Source organism: Perlucidibaca sp., assembly GCF_057084925.1.
Window position 1 is genome coordinate 11,724 of record NZ_JBXMRC010000024.1, and the last position, 18,147, is coordinate 29,870.

The 18,147-nt window shown below is 54.9% G+C and carries 12 protein-coding genes; 8 read left to right on the plus strand and 4 right to left on the minus strand.

The features are described 5' to 3' along the window. Nucleotides 1-61: 61 nt before the first annotated feature. The 3 genes from AC14IB_RS07000 to AC14IB_RS07010 all read left to right on the plus strand — a co-directional run bounded on the left by AC14IB_RS07000 (nucleotide 62) and on the right by AC14IB_RS07010 (nucleotide 3,560). Complete coding sequence (locus AC14IB_RS07000; RefSeq protein ID WP_484231213.1) at nucleotides 62-1,663, plus strand: LVIVD repeat-containing protein; 1,602 nt, start codon at nucleotides 62-64, stop codon at nucleotides 1,661-1,663. Next, nucleotides 1,663-3,117, plus strand: a complete 1,455-nt coding sequence (locus AC14IB_RS07005; protein ID WP_484231214.1) for a hypothetical protein — start codon at nucleotides 1,663-1,665, stop codon at nucleotides 3,115-3,117. The genes AC14IB_RS07000 and AC14IB_RS07005 overlap by 1 nt, the downstream gene beginning before the upstream one ends. A 143-nt stretch (nucleotides 3,118-3,260) precedes the next feature. Then, entirely contained in the window at nucleotides 3,261-3,560 is a 300-nt protein-coding gene (locus AC14IB_RS07010; RefSeq protein WP_068859529.1) for a high-potential iron-sulfur protein, read from the plus strand. 83 nt (nucleotides 3,561-3,643) lie between these two features. On the opposite strand, the gene AC14IB_RS07015 is transcribed toward AC14IB_RS07010, so the two are convergent. From AC14IB_RS07015 to AC14IB_RS07025, 3 genes are all read right to left on the minus strand, one after another. After that, nucleotides 3,644-4,999 carry a DUF1329 domain-containing protein gene (locus AC14IB_RS07015; protein WP_484231215.1) on the minus strand — a complete coding sequence of 452 codons (1,356 nt, stop codon included), beginning with the start codon at nucleotides 4,997-4,999 and terminating at the stop codon, nucleotides 3,644-3,646. 27 nt (nucleotides 5,000-5,026) lie between these two features. Next, nucleotides 5,027-6,859, minus strand: a complete 1,833-nt coding sequence (locus tag AC14IB_RS07020) for a DUF1302 domain-containing protein (protein ID WP_484231216.1) — start codon at nucleotides 6,857-6,859, stop codon at nucleotides 5,027-5,029. Between the two features lie 241 nt (nucleotides 6,860-7,100). After that, complete coding sequence (locus tag AC14IB_RS07025) at nucleotides 7,101-8,606, minus strand: DUF3336 domain-containing protein (protein WP_484231217.1); 1,506 nt, start codon at nucleotides 8,604-8,606, stop codon at nucleotides 7,101-7,103. A gap of 180 nt (nucleotides 8,607-8,786) precedes the next feature. On the opposite strand from AC14IB_RS07025, the gene AC14IB_RS07030 reads away from it, so the two are divergent. From AC14IB_RS07030 to AC14IB_RS07040, 3 genes are read left to right on the plus strand one after another with little or no spacing between them, the layout of a single operon-like run. Further along, nucleotides 8,787-11,714, plus strand: a complete 2,928-nt coding sequence (locus AC14IB_RS07030) for an insulinase family protein (RefSeq protein ID WP_484231218.1) — start codon at nucleotides 8,787-8,789, stop codon at nucleotides 11,712-11,714. Further along, on the plus strand, nucleotides 11,711-12,529 hold the full coding sequence (locus AC14IB_RS07035; RefSeq protein WP_484231219.1) for an alpha/beta fold hydrolase: 819 nt from the start codon (nucleotides 11,711-11,713) through the stop codon (nucleotides 12,527-12,529). Before AC14IB_RS07030 ends, AC14IB_RS07035 begins: the two co-directional genes overlap by 4 nt. Before the next feature lies 1 nt (nucleotide 12,530). After that, nucleotides 12,531-13,400 (plus strand): alpha/beta fold hydrolase, encoded by an 870-nt coding sequence (locus tag AC14IB_RS07040; RefSeq protein ID WP_484231220.1) that lies wholly within the window; start codon nucleotides 12,531-12,533, stop codon nucleotides 13,398-13,400. Here AC14IB_RS07040 and hrpB read toward each other — a convergent pair. After that, nucleotides 13,384-15,921 (minus strand): ATP-dependent helicase HrpB, encoded by a 2,538-nt coding sequence (gene hrpB / locus AC14IB_RS07045; protein ID WP_484231221.1) that lies wholly within the window; start codon nucleotides 15,919-15,921, stop codon nucleotides 13,384-13,386. The two genes, AC14IB_RS07040 and hrpB, sit on opposite strands and share 17 nt — an antisense overlap. 86 nt (nucleotides 15,922-16,007) lie before the next feature. Between hrpB and AC14IB_RS07050 the strand changes: the two genes are divergently transcribed. Together AC14IB_RS07050 and AC14IB_RS07055 are read left to right on the plus strand one after the other, a co-directional pair. Beyond that, entirely contained in the window at nucleotides 16,008-17,042 is a 1,035-nt protein-coding gene (locus AC14IB_RS07050; protein WP_484231222.1) for a putative solute-binding protein, read from the plus strand. 10 nt (nucleotides 17,043-17,052) lie between these two features. Next, the gene (locus tag AC14IB_RS07055; RefSeq protein WP_484231223.1) at nucleotides 17,053-18,141 is read left to right on the plus strand and encodes a putative solute-binding protein; all 1,089 of its coding nucleotides are present in this window, start codon (nucleotides 17,053-17,055) and stop codon (nucleotides 18,139-18,141) included. Nucleotides 18,142-18,147: the final 6 nt, after the last annotated feature.

The following is an 18,147-nucleotide window of genomic DNA, read 5'->3' on the forward strand; positions in this document are numbered from 1 at the left end:
AACATTGCGCAGCTAATTTTTTTCGTAAAGTCACGACTTAATTACATAAGAGGCCTTCATTGTGAAAAGGACCCCGTTCGCTCGTCATTACCGTGGCTTGCTACTGCTTATTTTTTTGCTTTTTTTAACCGCCTGTGGCGATGAAACCTCTTCACCCGCTTCGCCAGCGCCTAGCGCCAATTTAGGCCCTGAATATTCTGAGGTTGATCGTCTTGAGCCGGGCTTACAAGGGCAAATTCCAATTGCCAGTCAGCTCAATGGCGACTCGGCAAAGGGCTATCGTAAAGGCCTAAAGTTGGTCGGTCAGAATACGATTCTAGATCGTGGTGCCAATTTTTCTATGGCCTGGATTGATGACTGTGCGTATGTCACCACAACCTCGCCGGGTCAGATTTTCGGGCCTTTAGCCTCGCCATATGCCGATGCCAAGTTTAATCCGCTGAATGGCATGGCAGTCATTGATGCTGCCAACCCAGCTAATCCCAAGCTAATTAATATCCTTCAAAGCCCAGCGATGTTGGCTCCTCACGAATCGTTGCAAGCGAATCAACAACGTAAAATTATTGTGGCTACACGCGGTGGGGGAACAGCGTTTGATGTGTACGATGCGCGAGATTGTCGTAACCCTAAACTCACCGCTTCAATTAATTTAGGCCTCGGTTTGACGCTGCCTAAAATTCCCGTGCTATCCCAAATCCTTCAAGGCATTCCTGGCGGTTTAGATAGCTTGGATCTCGGTCTGCCTTTTGCGGGTCATGCCTTGTGTTTGAGTGATGATGGCCGTACGGCCTATGCCACTAGCTCCATGAGCACTAATGCCGCCATTAACTTAGACAATATCAATGACCCTAAGCTGATTCAGTTATTTGCCCCAGCAGGCCATGACTGCGGCTTAAGTCCGGACGGTAATCGCTTATATCTTGCGCAATTTGGTTTTATTGCCTTGGGCGTGGGTTTACCGAATGGCCCGGCAGTGGGGCAAAACGGCTTGGGCATTTATGACGTGTCGTCGCTGCACAACCGCAGCACGCCGCCGGCACCGTTCTTAATCGGTGCGGCACCGCCTCAAATCAGCTTTTTGCCTTGGACGAATGTGCTCATTGGTGAAGCGCCAACGGCGGGGTCACACACGGCCCGCTGGTTCCGTAACGGCGGTCGAACCTATCTCTATTCCAGTGATGAGTGGCCTACGGCGGGTGTATGCCCTTGGGCACACGGGCGGATTATTGACATCACCGATGAAGCAAATCCGGTCAAAGTCTCCGACATCAAATTGGAGGTGAATGATCCAGCGAAGTGCCTACAGACTGAGATCGATGTGGCCAACTATTCGGCTCATTATGTCGGTTTTGATGATGTGCAAAATGCCACCACGCTATTCACCACGCATTACACCGGCGGTCTTCGGGTTTGGGATATCCGCGATCCAGCGCAGCCCAAAGAGATTGCCTATTGGCACCCGGTTCCAAACCCGAAAACGCCGATCGTGCCCTTGGCCGAGTTTTTTGGTAGCTCCGCCGCGCGTTGGGATGCGGTGCCGACCTATGTGCGCTATCGCCCAGAAACGGGTCATATTTGGATTGCCAGTTATAGCGCGGGATTTCAAATTTTGGCTTTCACGCCATCCGCAGGCCCAACGGCACCTAAGCCAACACGTCGATAATGCCTAAGGCATGGCTTCATAAGGCCATTGGCTTGGTTGCTGTGAGCTTGCTCACAGCGCCGGCTTATGGTCATTCGTTTGGCAAGCTCTATACCTTGCCCGTCCCTTTTTGGCTGTATGGATGGGCGTCAGCTGCGGCGCTGCTGTTGTCGTTTCTGGCGCTGGCTGCGCTATCAAGTCAGCCCAAGCGAGACCATCCTGAAGTGCCCTCGCAGGCACACTACCATGCGTTTTCTAGGCCGGCTTTGTGTGTGCTATGGGGGCTTCGGCTCATCGCATTAAGCGCCTTGGTCCTCACGATAGTGAGCGGCTTTTTCGGCACGCAAGATGCGTATCGCAACATCAACATGACGCTCTTTTGGATCGTCTTTGTGTTGGGTTTGGCCTATGCCACCGTGATTGTCGGCGACATTTTTAGCCTGATAAATCCGTGGCAGACCCTGTCGGCTGGTATCAGAAAAGCGCGCTTTGCCTACCCCGAAAAATGGTCGTATTGGCCTGCGGTTGTGCTCTATATCAGCTTTATTTGGTTGGAGTTATTTGCAGAGCTAACCCCCTGGCAACTATCCGCTGCATTATTGGCCTATAGCCTGTTGAACGTGCTGGGCGTTTATAGCGTGGGTGCCTCGGCATGGTTCCGTTACGTTGAGTTTTTCAGTGTGATGCTTCGCTTGCTGGGCAAGCTGGCGCCCGTCAGTTATTGCAGAGCAGAGCAGGGCGCTCCAGCAGGTTGGCGTCTGCGTTGGCCCGGTGCGGGCTTAATGGAGTCTCGGCCTTCCAGCATGAGTGAAGTGGTATTTATTTTATTCATGCTCAGCTCCACGGCATTCGATGGTCTTCATAACACGCAGAGTTGGGCCTTACTGTATTGGCAAGATGTCTTTGCGTGGCTATCGCCCTGGCTAGGCCATAATTTGGTGACCGCATACAGCACCCTGAAGCCGCTGTATGCGGTGTATCAGAGTCTTGCGTTGGTGCTTTCCCCGTTTATTTATTGGCTAATTTTTGCCGGTTGTTTAGGGCTAATGTGCCTGCTCACACGACGTACTGAGTCGTTGGAAGGTGCGCTATATCGCTTTAGTTATTCGTTGCTGCCGATTGTGGTGGTCTATCACTTCACCCATTACTTCACGCTCGTCTTAGGGCAGGGGCCGCAGGTTGTCCCACTCCTCAGTGATCCCTTGGGCGTTGGTTGGAACGTGCTAGGGCTCGAAGCCACGCAAACATCGGGCGTGTTACTGGACATGAGCTGGGTGTGGCATCTGCAAGTGGGTCTTATTTTATTGGGCCATATCGCTAGCGTTTTTGTCGCCCATGAGGTGGCGAAGCGCTTATATGCAACATCCGAACAGGTGTGGATTAGCCAAGTACCGCTACTGGTGTTGATGATGGCATTCACGGTGTTTGGGCTTTGGATTTTGGCCCAACCCTTAGATACCGAAGTGCTTCGCTAGAAGCCTGAGCGCCTCTTCATCGCCCTTTGCCGAGCGGCTGACTTTTTTCTTTTTGTTCCCCGCTGTCCAATCGCGAGCATTGCCGCAAAGCCCACAATGAATGTGTTGGAAATAGGCCATATTCTTGATCACGGGGGAAGACCATGACGACGCGTCGTAATTTTATCAAAATGATTCCAGCAGCTTGTATCGGGCTGGCCGCTGCTCCCGCAGCGTTTGCTGCACCAGCAACGGTGTCTGAAACGGATCCGAACGCGGTAGCTCTGGGCTACAAAGCGAATGTAAAAGCGGTGAAGTCACCTAAGTTTGTTGCAGGGCAAGCCTGTAAAAACTGCAATTTCTATCAAGGGAAAGCCACGGATGCAAAAGCGGTTTGCCCACTGTTTGGCGGCAAGTTAGTTGCTGGTAACGGATGGTGCACGGCATGGGTTAAAAAAGCCTAACGCCCAATTGGAGCACATTAAAAAGCCCGAATCGTTTGCACGACTCGGGCTTTTTGTTTGGCGCTAAATACTAGACTTCAGTATTAGCGTGTACCGGCGCGACGCAAGCCGTTTGGCGAGAAGTCTGCATCAGTACGCTTGATGGGCGTGTACACAGTCTTTTCATCGTTACGCAGACCCATGGCGAGGTAGCGGCCGGACTGAAGATCATAGTGAACTTCAATGCTCGGTGCCTGCATCGGCAAGTCGGCATAGTTGATGTTGTGCTGTTCGGATGTGCGCCAGAGTTGGCCGCGGGCATCGTACTTGTCAGTGATCAAGATCATCCAGCTGTCTTCGTCGATGTAGAACTTACGCTTGGTGTACTGATGGCTGGTGCCTGGCTTCAGTGTCGCCTCGACTTCCCAAACACGGTGCAGCTCATAGCGTGCTGCGTCTGGGTTGATGTGGCCTGGCTTCAGTACGTCACTCATTTTCAGGCTGTTGCCGCTGATTTTGTAGGAGTTGTACGGTACGTACATTTCCTTCTTGCCTAGCAGTTTCCAGTTGTAGCGGTCAGTAGCACCGTTGAACATCAGGAAGTCATCGTTGGTACGCAGGCCATCGGCTGCAGTACCGGGGTTATCGTAGGCAACGTTAGGTGCCAAACGAACGCGACGTTGACCTGGGTTGTAGGTCCAGGCGCGGCGCGGCGTGCTGACTTGGTCAACAAACTCATGCACGAGCAAAATCTGACCAGCCAGGCGGGCAGGGGCAGTCACTTCTTGCAAGAAGTTGAAGATTTTCATCTCACCGCCACCAGCACGTTCGGCCTTAGATTTTTGCAAGTTGCCGTAGCCGAAATCGTACTCGTACTCGAAGCGAACGGGGGTGTAGGAACCATCACGTGTTACGGCAGCTTGGCTCCACTGTGTGGCGTAGGTGTCGCCACGGTAGCGCAGCAAGTGGTTCCAAATGGCTTCCAAGCCGTTTTCAGGAATGGCAAACGGCACACCACCATCCGTGTTTAGCACACCGTTGCCACCTGGTGCCAACTTCGCTTTGCTCGCGTTAGCAATAGTTTCGTTGTAATGCGCTTGTGGGAAGGAGGCTGAGCGACGTGTTGGATACACGTTCAGCTTCCACGAAGGATACTTTTTCAGCATGGCCAACTGACCCGCGCTGAGGCGGTTCTTGTACTGATCGGCATTCGCACCCGTAATGGTTAGCGTGGGTTTGTCAGCGGCATAGGGGTCGGGGTAATGACCACCGGCTTTGTAGCCAGCGCCTGGGCTTTTAATACCACCGGTCCACGCCGGAATGCTGCCATCCGCGTTGCCAGCTACCTCAGCACCCATAGGTGTGAGGGTTTTGCCAAGCTGAGAGGCATCGGCCATGGCCTGCCCAGACAGCGCGGCCGCAACCGCTAGGCCAATTAACGTTTTAGATAAGGCTTTCATAAGTAGGTCTCTCTTTTAGGCCAATGGTTAGAAGGCATAGCTGACGGTAGCGGCAATGAAGTCGCGGTCGCCGAGGGCTTGGTTGGTTGATCTGAAAGCAGCTGCGTTAGTTGTAGCGCCAATCGTTTCACCCGCAAAAAAGTTGGTGTACGACACGTCAGCAGACAGGTTGCTTTGATAGTCGGCAGTAATGCCGATAGTGACCGACTGAGTATTTTCAGTAAAAGTTGGGCTGGTACCACGCAAGTCATGTTGGAATGCAATACGAGGAGTTAAGTTAAATGCGCCAACAGCATTATTATATGTTGCACGTACTGCAGCCCTATAGCCGTATGAGTTTTTCGTCATAATTCCTTTATCACTTTTAACGGGATTAGAGCGCGCTGGATCAGGGTTTATGTTAGTCGCAATAGGCGTAGTGAAGTCAACACCTGTACCATTTAGATCGATACCATTCGGAATATCAAGATAGGTATAACCAACTTCGCCAACGCCGATAATTTGATCAGCACCAAAATAACGGCCCAATGTTTGGGTCGCAGTCATTTGGAATTGATGCATTTTTATGTCGCGATAACCTTTAATTTCAGTATTTCTAGGCAGAACGCCGATTCCAGTATTAAACGCAGAACCATTTAAGCCAAGCAAGCTATTCAATACATTGTTAGCAACTAAGTTCAAAGGTTGATTTGGTCGGTAAGAATACTCACCTTGAAGAGCAACCCCCAATGGACCAAGCGTATTGAAGCTTAATCCAAATAAACGAACATCCTCAGCATACTCTGCAAAGTAGGTTGAGGTTGCTGCTCTTGCACCTGGGACCGCTGCTGCACCGCCGGGGCCGCCAGCAATTACACCCTCTTGAGCAGGCGTTAATGTTGTCGTTCTGCCAGCAATAAGAGGAGCAGTGTTATGGTAGTTCATCGCATAAAAACCAAATTCAGTATTATTTAGCGATGGAACTAATAGTCTCGTTACCACTGCAAATTGACCGCTGTCTTTTGCAGACTTATCTCCAGCTCTAGGAATAACAGGATTGGTAGGGCCTGGCTGTTCTGGCGACGCACCAGCTCTGATTAAGACCTTTGAACCACCAGGCGATAGAAAATCATTAGTACTAAAGAATGAACCATTTGGCTCTGGACGCGACTCTCTGAACTGGAACTTATTAATTAATTCAACACTCATGTTATCGGTTACGTCAAAAGTAACCTGTAACATTTGAGTTGGCAGGAATGCCTCTTTGAGCTCCGCACCTGGTGTTCTTAGTTTGGCTACATCCACTGGGTTTAAAGCATTCAAACCATTTGGAATAAATGTACTTTCGCCCAAACTAATCACTTGCTTACCAAGACGAACGTTGACATTTTTATCGAGAATATTGAATTTGCCGCGAACAAAAGCATCGTAAATTTCGTAGTCATGACCTAAGCGATTACGAATTACGCGTTGGTCGGCTTGTAGTGGGTCAAAATCTTTATTTTGGATAGCATGATCATAGAACGAGCTGACGCGGAAAAATGCACCAAAGTTTTTGTAGTTCAGATCTAAGTCATTCGATACACGAAAGATCGAGGAAACGAGATCACCGCGCTCGTAGTTTGCATCGCCGTTGTCATAGTTAGCGCTATTACGGTCCCCACCTTTTTGACGGGCTAAAAGGCGCTTATCTTTGCCCGTAACACTCCACAAAGCCCCATAACTCACCGTGGTATCCAACGAACCTGTCACTTCACCATCTTTTAGCTCGAACTCCACGGCCATCGCCGTCATGGGGGTAAACAGTGCTGCGCCAACGGCGAGGCTCAGCAATGAGCGTCTCCAGTTCGGTCTGGATTGTGCCGTAGTAGATTTCTTCATGGATGCATCCTCGTTCAAGCCATTTTTATAATTGTCTTAGAGACACAGTTAGGCGAGGCAAGCAGCAAGGTGCTGATATGCCCTGCACAACAGGACTAAGTTAGACCACAAACGGGGCGTCTGTTAAATCAGACGATTGTTGAATCTGATGAGTGGTTGTGTAACGGGCATGAACGGTAGGATTTGTTGTAGTTGTGAAAACGCCGAGCAAGCTCGGCGTTTGGGTGTAGCAGAGAAAGGATTAACCGTGGCGATGCGTAGGTTCTTGTAAAAGCGCGCGAACTTCGGCTTCGTGCCAGTTGTGCGCTTTGCGCTGCAACAAGCGCGCCACACATTTTTGCAGGGCCATGCTGATTTTCGTTTGTACGCGAATTTGATCAATCTTAGGCCAGGTGGCTCGTTCACCTTGTTGACGGAACCAAATAACCGATTCTTTCGTGGGGTTTTGCAGCATGTGTTGGTAGTGCTTCATGCCGTAGCTAGGTGGTGCGATGGTGGCATCGCCGTGGTAGCTCTGCGAGATCATGGTGTAGACATGACTCAGCATCTGACGCAGGGCTTCGTTGCTCACGCTGTCATGCACGACTTGAAGCGAACCCATGCTGAGCAGTTTGGCCTGCGTTTTTAAAATGCGACGGGGCAGGGAACTGATCTTCTCATTTTGGCGTTTCTTACGCTCACTTTCCAGCAGCGGCACAATGTGCGGATTAACCTGACTGGCAATGAAGTAATTCACGTTATAGAGACGCATGAGGCGACGGCGCGGCATATCGCTGCGCATGGAGCCATCCACCCAACGCTCTAAGGGCATATAAGGGGCGTGATCGCCATCAGCTGTTTTCGTGGTCAGTGTGACCGGCGGGAACAGCAAAGGAACCGCGCAGGAGGCCAACACCGCGCTCCAGACCAGCAAATAGGGCGAAGTGAGCTCGTTCATCAGGCGCGACTTTTGATTGTTGCCCGTGGGCGAAATGCTCACGTTGATGTGGCGACCGGTTTTCTCAAACGCTTCTTGGAATGACATTTCGCCGACGTTTTGGCGGATAAAAGTCTCTAGCTGTTTCTGATTGGCAAAGCCTTTGCCGCGCAGACCATCCGAAATTTTGTTCCAGCTCCACGCGTGCTTGTAGAGCGCGTCGCCGTCGTAATAGGCGTCCATTTCATCGCGAGTGTGTGTGCCGATCATGGAGGCGACTAAGGAGCCAGCACTGGAACCGGAGATGACGCTAGGCAGCAGGCCTTGTTCGTCAAGCGCCTTGCACACGCCAATGTGAAACATGCCCAGCGTGGCGCCGCCGGAAAGCTGAAGGGCGGGCTGGCCGAAGCTACGCAGAATGTCTTCGAAGAGCGCGAGCTTTTCGTCGTTGGTGAGATGTTCGATGGTGGCATCGCAGAGGTAATCGAGACTGGCGCAGACCTGGTCAACATAGTCTTCAATGAGACGCTTGGTACCCACATGCGCGCGGCCATAGAGTTTGGCGTTACCCATGTTGCCGAGGTCGTGATGCAGGCCTTCGCGCAGGGAACGAATGAGTAACTTGTGGTTATGCGAGTGCTGCCACTGGCGAAGCGTGAGTAGGCGTTCGCGCAGGAGTTCGTGGTGATAATGGTCAGAGGAGGTTTCGATTTTCCATAAATCCAAACCGGAATGCGCATCGAGTTCTAGCGAAATTTCGCGCCATTCGTCATAAGTCTTGGCTTGCTGACGTGCGGATTGCAAGACTTCAAGTTTCATATTTCGTGCCATAACAACGACTTCCCGCTGACAATATTACGCAGCCCACTTGGACAAGTGCGCGACTGTAGCATGCCGTGACCGCTTGTCTAGCCGATGAGCAGTTTGTCGGGTTTGGAAAAGTGCGCTGTCGTCCCCATAATCAAGGCATTCGCGTGCGGTATGTTGGCGCGACCCTTTGAGGAGAATGTCTTGTCTGCGCTGTTTCCGGCCCATCCCCATTTTGAATCGATTCGTACGGTTGCCTTGCCAGCCCTTCAGGCCACGCTCTGTGAGTATCGCCACCGCGCCACCGGCGCACGCCATCTGCATCTGGCGACGGATAATCCCGAGAATGTCTTTCTGGTGGCATTCAAGACCATGCCCGAAGACTCCACCGGCGTTGCCCATATTCTCGAGCACACCGTGCTTTGTGGCTCTGAGCGCTTTCCGGTGCGCGATCCGTTCTTCCTGATGATTCGGCGCTCGCTCAATACCTTTATGAATGCCTTCACGGCCAGCGACTGGACGGCGTATCCGTTTGCCAGTCAGAACCGCCAAGACTTCGACAACCTCCTGCAGGTGTATTTGGACGCGGTATTTTTTCCGCATATTCACCCGCTGGATTTCGCCCAAGAAGGGATTCGTATTGAACCCACGCCGAACGGCGAGGCGTTGGTTTACAAGGGCGTGGTGTTCAATGAAATGAAAGGTGCGCTGAGCTCGGCGCACAGCATTCTGAACGAGTCTTTGAATAAGTACCTGTTTCCGACCACGACCTATCATCACAATTCCGGTGGGGATCCGGCGCATATTCCGGACCTCACACATGAGGCGCTAAAGGCGTTTCACCGTAAGCACTATCACCCGTCGAACGCGGTCTTTATGACCTTTGGCGATGCAATGCCGCAGGACCTGCAAACGCGCTTCGTGGATCTGGCGCTGTCGCGGTTTAATGATGTGGCCGAGCCCGTGACGGGCCGTGACGAAAAACGGTATGTCGCGCCATTGCGGGTGGAAGAAGCCTACGCGCCAGAATCGGAAGACGGCCCGCAGACGCATCATGTACTGGCCTGGCTACTTGGCCCGGCAGCCGATGCGCGTGCTCGCTTTGAGGCGCATCTGCTTAGTGGCGTGCTGCTGGAAAACTCGGCGTCACCGCTGCGGCAGGTTCTTGAAACCACCGAGCTTGGCGAGGCGCCATCGGCCCTGAGTGGGCTCGATGACAATAATCGTGAGATGGCTTTTGCGGCTGGCATAGAAGGTTCGCAGCCGGAGCATGCGGCGGCGGTCGAGCAGCTGATTTTGGATACGCTGACGCAGGTCGCCGAGCAAGGCGTGCCGCTCAGTGAAGTCGAGGCGGTGCTGCATCAATTCGAGCTGAGCCAGCGCGAGATCGGCGGCGACAGCTATCCCTACGGTTTGCAGCTGCTGCTCAACGGCCTCACGCCGTACTTGCACGATGCCGACCCGCTCTCCGTCTGGGACATCGAGGCCGAGCTGGCGCATCTGCGACTCGCCATTCAGAACCCAGATTTTGTGCCTAGCCTCGTGCGTCGCCTGCTGCTCGACAACCCGCATCGGGTGCGTCTGACCTTGCGCCCGGATGCCGAGCTGGCGGCCCGCCGTGATGCATTGGAAGCGAGCAATCTGGCAAAAATCCACAGCCGCTTGAGTGCTGATGAACTGGCGCAGCTGAAGGTGCAAGCTGAGGCCTTGGCCGCACGCCAGTTGCAAGAAAACGATGCCGCGATTCTGCCGAAAGTGACGCTGGCCGATGTGCCGGCGAAGGTGAAGTCGCTGGCGGGCGAGCAGGAAATTCTGTTTGCCGGCAAGCCGGCAGCGTTGCCGGTGACGCGCTATGCGCAGGGCACCAATGGGCTGCTGTATCAGCAGCTGATTGTTGATTTGCCCGATTTGAATGCACGCCAGACGCAGTTGCTGCCGCTGTACACCTCGTTGTTTTCTGAGCTGGGTGTGGGCGCACAGGATTATCGCGCCATGCAGCAGCGTCAGTCGGCGGTCAGCGGCGGTTTGCGCATGAGCCTGTCCGGCCGTACCACGCTGGATAACAAGCAATCGGCGCAGGCGCATCTGGTCATCAATGGCAAGGCGCTGGTGCATCATCAGGGCGCTTTTCAGCAGCTCCTGAAAAACACGTTCTTTGACCTGCGCTTCGATGAGTCGGCGCGTGTGCGCGATCTGGTCGCTCAGATGAAGACGCGCTGGGAAGGCAGCATCACCGGCCAAGGCCATGCGCTGGCGATGGCCACGGCCGCGCGCGGCTGCAGTGCGCTGGCGGCGTTCCAGCAGCGTCACAGCGGACTAGCCGGCATCCGTTTCTTTAAGCAGCTGCACGAGCAGCAGAGTCAGGCGGATGCCACCGAGGCGCTGCTGGCCGAGCTCGCCGGTATTCATGCGCTGGTGCTGCAAAGCCCGCGTCAGCTCCTGCTGATCAGCGAAGCCGAAGCACTGGCGGCGGTACAAGCAGAAGTCTCGTCGCTATGGGCGGATGCCCCGGTGGCGGCGAACAGCCAGAGCATGATCTGGATGCCGGCGGAAGGCCGCGTGCAGGAAGCCTGGCTGACGCAGACGCAGGTGCAGTTCTGCGCCAAGGTGTATCCGGCTGTGCCGGCCGGTCATGCCGATGCGCCAGCGTTAATGGCCTTGGGCAGCTTCCTGCGCAACGGTTTCCTGCATCGGGCCATCCGCGAGCAGGGTGGGGCTTATGGTGGTGGCGCGGCCTACGACGGCAATGCCTGCGCATTCCGTTTCTACTCCTATCGCGATCCGCGCCTGGCGGAAACGCTGGCTGATTTTGATGCCAGCTTAGATTGGTTGCACAGCCACAAGCACCAGCCGGATCAATTGGAGGAAGCGCTGCTCGGTATTTTTGCCGATATGGACAAACCGCTGTCGCCGTCGGGCGAGGCGCGCCAGGCCTTCCACAATCAGCTCTACGGCCGCACGGTGGTGCAGCGTCAGCAGCTCCGAGAACGTCTGCTCAGTTTGACCATTCCGGACCTACAACGTGTTGCTGAGATTTACTTATTGTCAGCACAGGCTTCGGTGGCGGTGGTTGCCCCCAGTGCGCAACGTGCCGTGACTGAAGGTCTTGGTTTGGAGACGCAAACACTATGAGCCAGAAGCAACCCTTACTTCATTTTGCGCATGCCAATGGCATTCCCAGTGATTGCTATGTGCCGTTTTTGGCCGAGCTGCGCGAGCAGGCGCGCGTCATTCGCGTACCCATGCTGGGGCACGACCCGCGCTATCCCATCGCGCCGAACTGGCATGGCTTGGCTGAACAGCTGGCCGATTCCATTCGCAGCCAGGCGGGCGGCGAGCCTGTGATTGGCGTTGGGCATTCGCTAGGTGGCATGACTACGCTGATCGCCGCCAGAAAATATCCTGAGCTATTTCGTGGGGTCATTCTGCTCGATCCCGCCTACATCAATCCCCTAGCGGGTTTTGGCGTGGCGCTATACAAGCTCCTTGGTCGTATTGATGACATTACCCCAGCGGGACGTAGCCTAGGCCGTCGTTCGCATTGGCCGGATCGTCAGGCGGTACATGACAGCCTCCGTAACAAAGGTTTGTTTAAGCCCTTCACCGACGCCAGCTTTGCGGGGTATCTGGAGCATGGCTTGGTCGAAAAGGACGATGGTGTGCACCTGCGTTACGACCCCGCCGTGGAAGTCGAGATTTTTCGGCACACGCCTTCCGATGTCTGGCGCTATCGCAAGCCTTTGAAGTGTCCGGTTGCGGTGTTGACGGGCGAAACCAGCGAGTTCCTCAAGCGCGGCACCATGCATAAGCTGGCGCAGGCGCAGCGCGTGCCCTTGCAAATCATTCCCGGCGGTCACATGTTTCCGTTTGAGCACCCCGAGAGCACCGCCGCGTCGGTGCTAGCGCAGGTAAAGGCCATGTGGGCAATGTCAGGCGTGCGCGTTTGATATGGCCATCGAATCGGTTATCGAGCTCCCATTCGGGCGCGGTCGCATCGCACTGAAAACGTGGCATGCCGAAGCGCGCGGTATTCCCATCGTGGCCTTGCATGGTTGGATGGACAATGCCGCAACGTTTGACCGCATGGCACCGCATTTGGCAGAGCATCCCTTTGTTGCGATGGACCTGCCCGGTCATGGCCTGAGCGATCCAAGACCGGCCGGATTTCGCTATCACAATGCCGATTATTTCGATGATGTGCTGGGGGTTTTGGATGCCTTGTATCCCCAGCAAAAAGTGATTCTGCTGGGCCACTCCCTAGGCGCGGGTATTCAGATGATGCTGGCTGGCCTGTTGCCTGAGCGTGTGCAGGCCTTGGTGATGATTGAGGGGCTGGGTCCGCTCACCGCCGACCCGTCACATTATGTGGACATGACACGGCTGTCTTTAGCCAGTTATCGCGACTTCCGGCCTGAACGCAGACCGATTGCCAATGAGGTGCAAGCGGTGCAAGCGCGCATGAATGGTTTGACCGGCCCGTTGAGCGAAATGGCGTCACGCATTTTATGTAGCCGCAGTCTAGATCGTAATGCAGATGGCGAGCTGGTTTGGCGCACCGACAAGCGCCTACGCCAAAACTCCCTGATGCGTTTCAGTGAAGCCCAGGTGTTGGCCTGCATCCGCGCCATCAGCGTGCCGACGTTGTTGGTGCGCGCTCAAGATGGTGCGCCGTTTGAACAGGCCGCTGGTCAGGCCAGGCTGGCGGCTTTTGCGAACTTAAAACAAGTCACGGTGCCCGGCAGGCATCATTTGCATTTGGATGAGTCGCCAGCCGAGGTCGCGGCTGAAGTACGGGCCTTCCTTAGCCACGCGGTTTAGGGTGCTTCACGCCGCGCTGTGCCACGGCGGTGAGTGGATCTTCCGGCCAGGGGTGTTTAGGGTAGCGCCCGCGCAAGTCTTTGCGCACTTCCGGGTAGCCTTGCCGCCAGAAGCTGGCCAGATCGGCGGTGACGGCGGTGGGACGTCGAGCCGGTGAAAGCAAGTGCAGGGTCAGCCGCAGTTGGCCTTGCGCCAAAGCGGGTGTATCAAGCCAACCAAAGACTTCCTGCAGCTTCACCGCCAGGACCGGGTTGCCTTCCATACAATAGTCAATCTCCACGCTGCTGCCACTGGGCACGGTGAGGTGCGTAGGCAGTAGCTCGTTGAGCAGCTGTTGCTGCGACCAATCGAGCTGTGCAAAGAGTGCATCCTGCAAGGGAAAGCGCGACATTTCCTCGAGTCGTGACAGTCCACTCAGCCAAGGGCCAGCCCAATCCGCTAGAGTTGCCATGAGCGCTGCATCGGACACGTCCGGCCAATCTTGGGGATGCGCTGCGTGTAAGCGTTTCACGCGAGCCTGCCACTGCCGCAGCGCAGGTGTCCACGGCAGTGCTTCTGCGCCCAGCTGACACAGCCCTCCGATGAACACGGGCAAAAGAATGTCGGGTTTGGGCCGAGGTAGCGGCACGCTGTCCAGAATGAGCGCTAAAAATCGTCGCTGCCGTCGGCCAATGACGCTCGCGCTGGAGTTATCCCACTGCAACGCTTCTTCACTCAGCACGCGCCCTGGATGCAGCAGGTCAAGCTGGGCAAAATCAAAGGGCAAGGCGAGGAAGATTTTGGCATCGCGCGCCTGGGCATCCAGACTGACCGCAATCAGTCCGGGCTCGCCCGCCAGTGCATCATCGTTACGCAGGCTACAGCCTCGGCCATTGGCCAGCAGGTAGCGCCCCTCATTACCCGGACGCCTCTGTGCAATGGCATCGGGCCAAGCCAGCGCCAGCAGTTCACTTAAGCTCAACGCGTGGGTTTGTTTGAGGTTAGGGGCGGGGAGTGCGCGCAAACGCTCTTGCAGCTGTCGCTGTTGCTCTTTCACGCGCTGCAGGCGACCTCGATCAGCGTGGGACGGCAAGGCATTCCCTTGCAAGAGCGCCAAACGAGCGCGTAAGTCACTGCCAGCCGCGTCGCGCGCCGGTCCGCTGAGCAGGTCACGCTCCGACAGCAAGGCGGCAAATTCAGCGGCCTGTGAACCTTGCCCACGGGCATGCGCCAAGACCAGCAAATGCGCCAACCGTGGCGATAAACCGAGTGTCAGCATCTGCCGCCCGTGCGCGGTGATGCGACTGTCTTGATCTAGCGCCTGCATATCCCGCAGTTGGTCTTGGGCCTGAGCCCAGGCGGGAGCGGGCGGAATATCTAACCAAATCAGTTGTTGTGGGTCCCGTATGCCCCAACCGGCCAGCGTCAGCGCTAAATCGGCCAGATCGGTTTGGCAGATCTCCGGCGTGGCAAAGCGCGCTAGCCGTTGCTGGGCATCTTCCGACCACAGCCGCAGGCAGTGACCGGGCTCGATACGACCCGCTCGACCACGTCGTTGCTCGGCATTGGCTTGAGATACCGATTCGGTGATTAAGCCGGAGAGTCCCGTATTGGGATCAAAGCGTTGGCTGCGCCGTAAGCCGCAGTCAATGACAACGCGCACCCCTTCGATGGTTAAGCTGGTTTCCGCGATGGCGGTGGCTAAGACGATTTTGCGCTGACCACTAGCGGTAGGTGCAATGGCCGCGTCTTGCTCAAACTGGCTGAGTTGGCCATACAGCGGACAAAGTTGTGTGTTGGCCGGTAGGCGTTGTTGCAACAGCCCTTGCAGGCGGCGAATTTCACTTTCTCCCGGCAGGAAAACCAGTATCGAGCCGGATTCACGTTGCAGAGTCTGATGAATCATTAGCGCGCAATGCTCGAGCAGAGGAGTTCTGCCGGGTGGGGCATAGCTGATGCTGACCGGATATTGCCGACCGGGGCAATTTAAGATGGGCGCATCATCGAGTAAGCGAGACAGGGGGGCGGCATCCAGTGTGGCCGACATCACGAGTAGACGCAGGTCAGGACGAAACACACTTTGGCTTTCTCGAGTCAGTGCGAGACCTAAGTCCGATGACAAATTGCGCTCATGAAACTCGTCGAAAATGATGACACCGTAGGACGATAGTTCCGGGTCATCCTGAACCATGCGCAGCAAAATACCTTCGGTAACGACCTCAATTCGTGTCGTTGAGCTGATCTTGCTATCGAGTCGCGTACGATAGCCAACGCGTTGACCTACCGGCTCACCCAGTTGTTTCGCCATGAACTGCGCTGCTGCCCGTGCCGCGAGTCGCCGAGGTTCGAGCATCAGAATTCGGCGCTCTTGCAGCCACGTAGCCTGTGCGTGGAGAACGGCGAGAGGAACCCGAGTGGTTTTTCCGCTGCCTGGTGGGGCTTGTAATATAGCGGTGTTTACGCGCTCCAGTGTGGCGAGAAGATCGGGCAGCACAGCCTCTATTGGCAGTGATGTGACCTTAGAAACGAATGAATCAGTCATTATTGTCAACGGCAGGCAGTTTAGGTGGCGTAGGCTGCTTAAAGGGAAAGGAGCTTAGGCTCAGCATAATAACAACAGGAGTAGCTATGAGCAGATGTCGAATCATAGGGCTGGGGCTGATTTTTGCGGCCATGTCTGTCCATGCTCAACCCGTTAAAGCGCCGGCATTTGTCCCCGTAAAAGCCTGTATTTTTGACCCTACCGGCGCCAATGGGCCGTTTGCGCAATTATCGCGTGACCTCGCCATCGAGGCCCAGCGATATGGCATGCGCCTCCAGGTGAAAATCTATTTGCACGAGCATGTTGCCGCCGAAGATTTCAAGGCGGGGCAATGTGATTTAGTGGGCATGTCCACGCTGCGTGCGCGCCAATTTAACAAGATGGTGGGCAGCATCGACTCACCGGGCAATTTGCGCAGCTATGCTGAAATCAGGTCGCTATTGCATGTACTCGCCAATCCAGCCTTCCAGCCCATGACGATCACTGGACGCTATCAAGTCATCGGCGTCATGCCCATCGGCGCGCTTTACGTCATGACCCGTGATCGAACCATAAACTCCATTGAGAAAGCTGCCGGAAAGCGCATTGGGGTTTTGGATTGGGACCCTTCGCAATCGAAAATGATCTCGGCGCTGGGGGCGCAACCGGTGCCGTCCGATATCACCAGTTATGGCGGTAAGTTTAATAACGGGCAAGTCGATATTATCGCTGCGCCAGCCATCGCCTATGAGCCGCTGGAGTTGTACAAAGGCATTGGCAAAAATGGCGGTGTGATTCGTTTCCCCCTGTTGCATGCCACCGCCACCATCATGATTCGTCGCGACTTTCTGCTCGAAAAAATGCCGGATCTCGATGCCCGTATCCAGCAGCTACAAGCCTATGGCTTACGCTTCCTCGACGCACATTTAGAGCGACTAAAACAGGCTGAAAAGTCCATTCCAGCTGCCGTGTGGGTGGAGCTGACCGCCGAAGAAAAGAACAGATACTCTCGGATGGTGCGTCAGGCGCGCATCGCGATGACTAAGGATGGTGTGTACGACACATCGACCATGAACTTGTTAAAGCGCGTGCGCTGTAAACATGATCCTGCCAATGAAGAATGCAGTCTGTTCGATGAATAAGGAAATACGCATGAAGCCATTTAAGCAGGTGTTTTTAGCGGGTTGTTTAGCGGGCGGTTTGTTCGCTGCTCCGGCCGTTGCGGCAGACGTCACACCGGCTCTACCTAGCCCTAAATCGGCGGGTATGCCACAGCCACTACCCAAGCCCGTGAAGGTCCGGTTTTGCATTTTCGATCCACTCGGGCCGAATGGAAAAATCGTGACGGCTGCGCGTGAGCTGGCGAAGTTTGCCGCGGAGTGGAACTTCATCGCTGAGATAAAAGCCTACACCGATGAGCGGGTAGCGACCGAAGATTTCAAGGCGGGTCAGTGTGAGGCAGTGGCAATTTCCACGTTACGCGCCAAGCAGTTTAATGCGTCTGTAGGCAGCATTGATTCGCCGGGTAATCTGCGCAATTACGACGAAATGAAGACGTTGCTGAAGATGCTGTCGAATCCTGTGGTAGCCCAGCTCGCCATCAATGGGAAGTATCAGGTGGCAGCCGTCATGCCGATTGGCGCCATTTTCGTGGTGGTCAATGACCGGCAAATTAACTCGTTGAGCAAGGCGGCAGGTAAGCGTGTGGTGGTTCTGGAGTGGGATCCTGTTCAAGCCAAAATGATTTCTGGGCTGGGCGCGCAGCCGGTGCTCGCCGATTTCTCGACCTATGCGGGAAAGTTCAATAATGGCCAGGCCGACATCATCGCCGCGCCGGCCCTAGGCTTTAAGCCGATGGAGCTTTACAAGGGCATCGGCAGCAAAGGCGGGGTCATTCGCTTTCCATTGCTGCAGGCCACGGGAACCATCTTGATTCGTCGTGATTTGATTTTGCCGAAAATTCCCGATCTGGACCTTCGCTTAAACCAAGTCCGGCAACTGGGGCTTCAACACATTGATGGCTTAATCAATATGTTGAAAGAAGCGGAGCAAGACGTGCCAGAGCGCCTCTGGATTGATCTGCCGAAAACCGAGCAAGACAAGTATTACCAAATGCTGCGTGAAGCGCGCATTACGCTGATGCGTCAGGGTATTTATAACAACGTGATGCTGGGCATTATGAAGCGTGTGCGCTGCAAGCATGTGCCCAATGACGCAGAGTGCAAGACGTACGACGAATAAGGCCAT

Bases quoted from the DNA above. Each gene is read 5' to 3' on its own strand.
- AC14IB_RS07035 (WP_484231219.1), top strand. From the start codon at position 11,711: ATGAGCCAGAAGCAACCCTTACTTCATTTTGCGCATGCCAATGGCATT.
- AC14IB_RS07040 (WP_484231220.1), top strand. From the start codon at position 12,531: ATGGCCATCGAATCGGTTATCGAGCTCCCATTCGGGCGCGGTCGCATC.
- AC14IB_RS07005 (WP_484231214.1), top strand. From the start codon at position 1,663: ATGCCTAAGGCATGGCTTCATAAGGCCATTGGCTTGGTTGCTGTGAGC.
- AC14IB_RS07055 (WP_484231223.1), top strand. From the start codon at position 17,053: ATGAAGCCATTTAAGCAGGTGTTTTTAGCGGGTTGTTTAGCGGGCGGT.
- AC14IB_RS07050 (WP_484231222.1), top strand. From the start codon at position 16,008: ATGAGCAGATGTCGAATCATAGGGCTGGGGCTGATTTTTGCGGCCATG.
- AC14IB_RS07015 (WP_484231215.1), bottom strand. From the start codon at position 4,999: ATGAAAGCCTTATCTAAAACGTTAATTGGCCTAGCGGTTGCGGCCGCG.
- AC14IB_RS07020 (WP_484231216.1), bottom strand. From the start codon at position 6,859: ATGAAGAAATCTACTACGGCACAATCCAGACCGAACTGGAGACGCTCA.
- hrpB (WP_484231221.1), bottom strand. From the start codon at position 15,921: ATGACTGATTCATTCGTTTCTAAGGTCACATCACTGCCAATAGAGGCT.
- AC14IB_RS07010 (WP_068859529.1), top strand. From the start codon at position 3,261: ATGACGACGCGTCGTAATTTTATCAAAATGATTCCAGCAGCTTGTATC.
- AC14IB_RS07025 (WP_484231217.1), bottom strand. From the start codon at position 8,606: ATGGCACGAAATATGAAACTTGAAGTCTTGCAATCCGCACGTCAGCAA.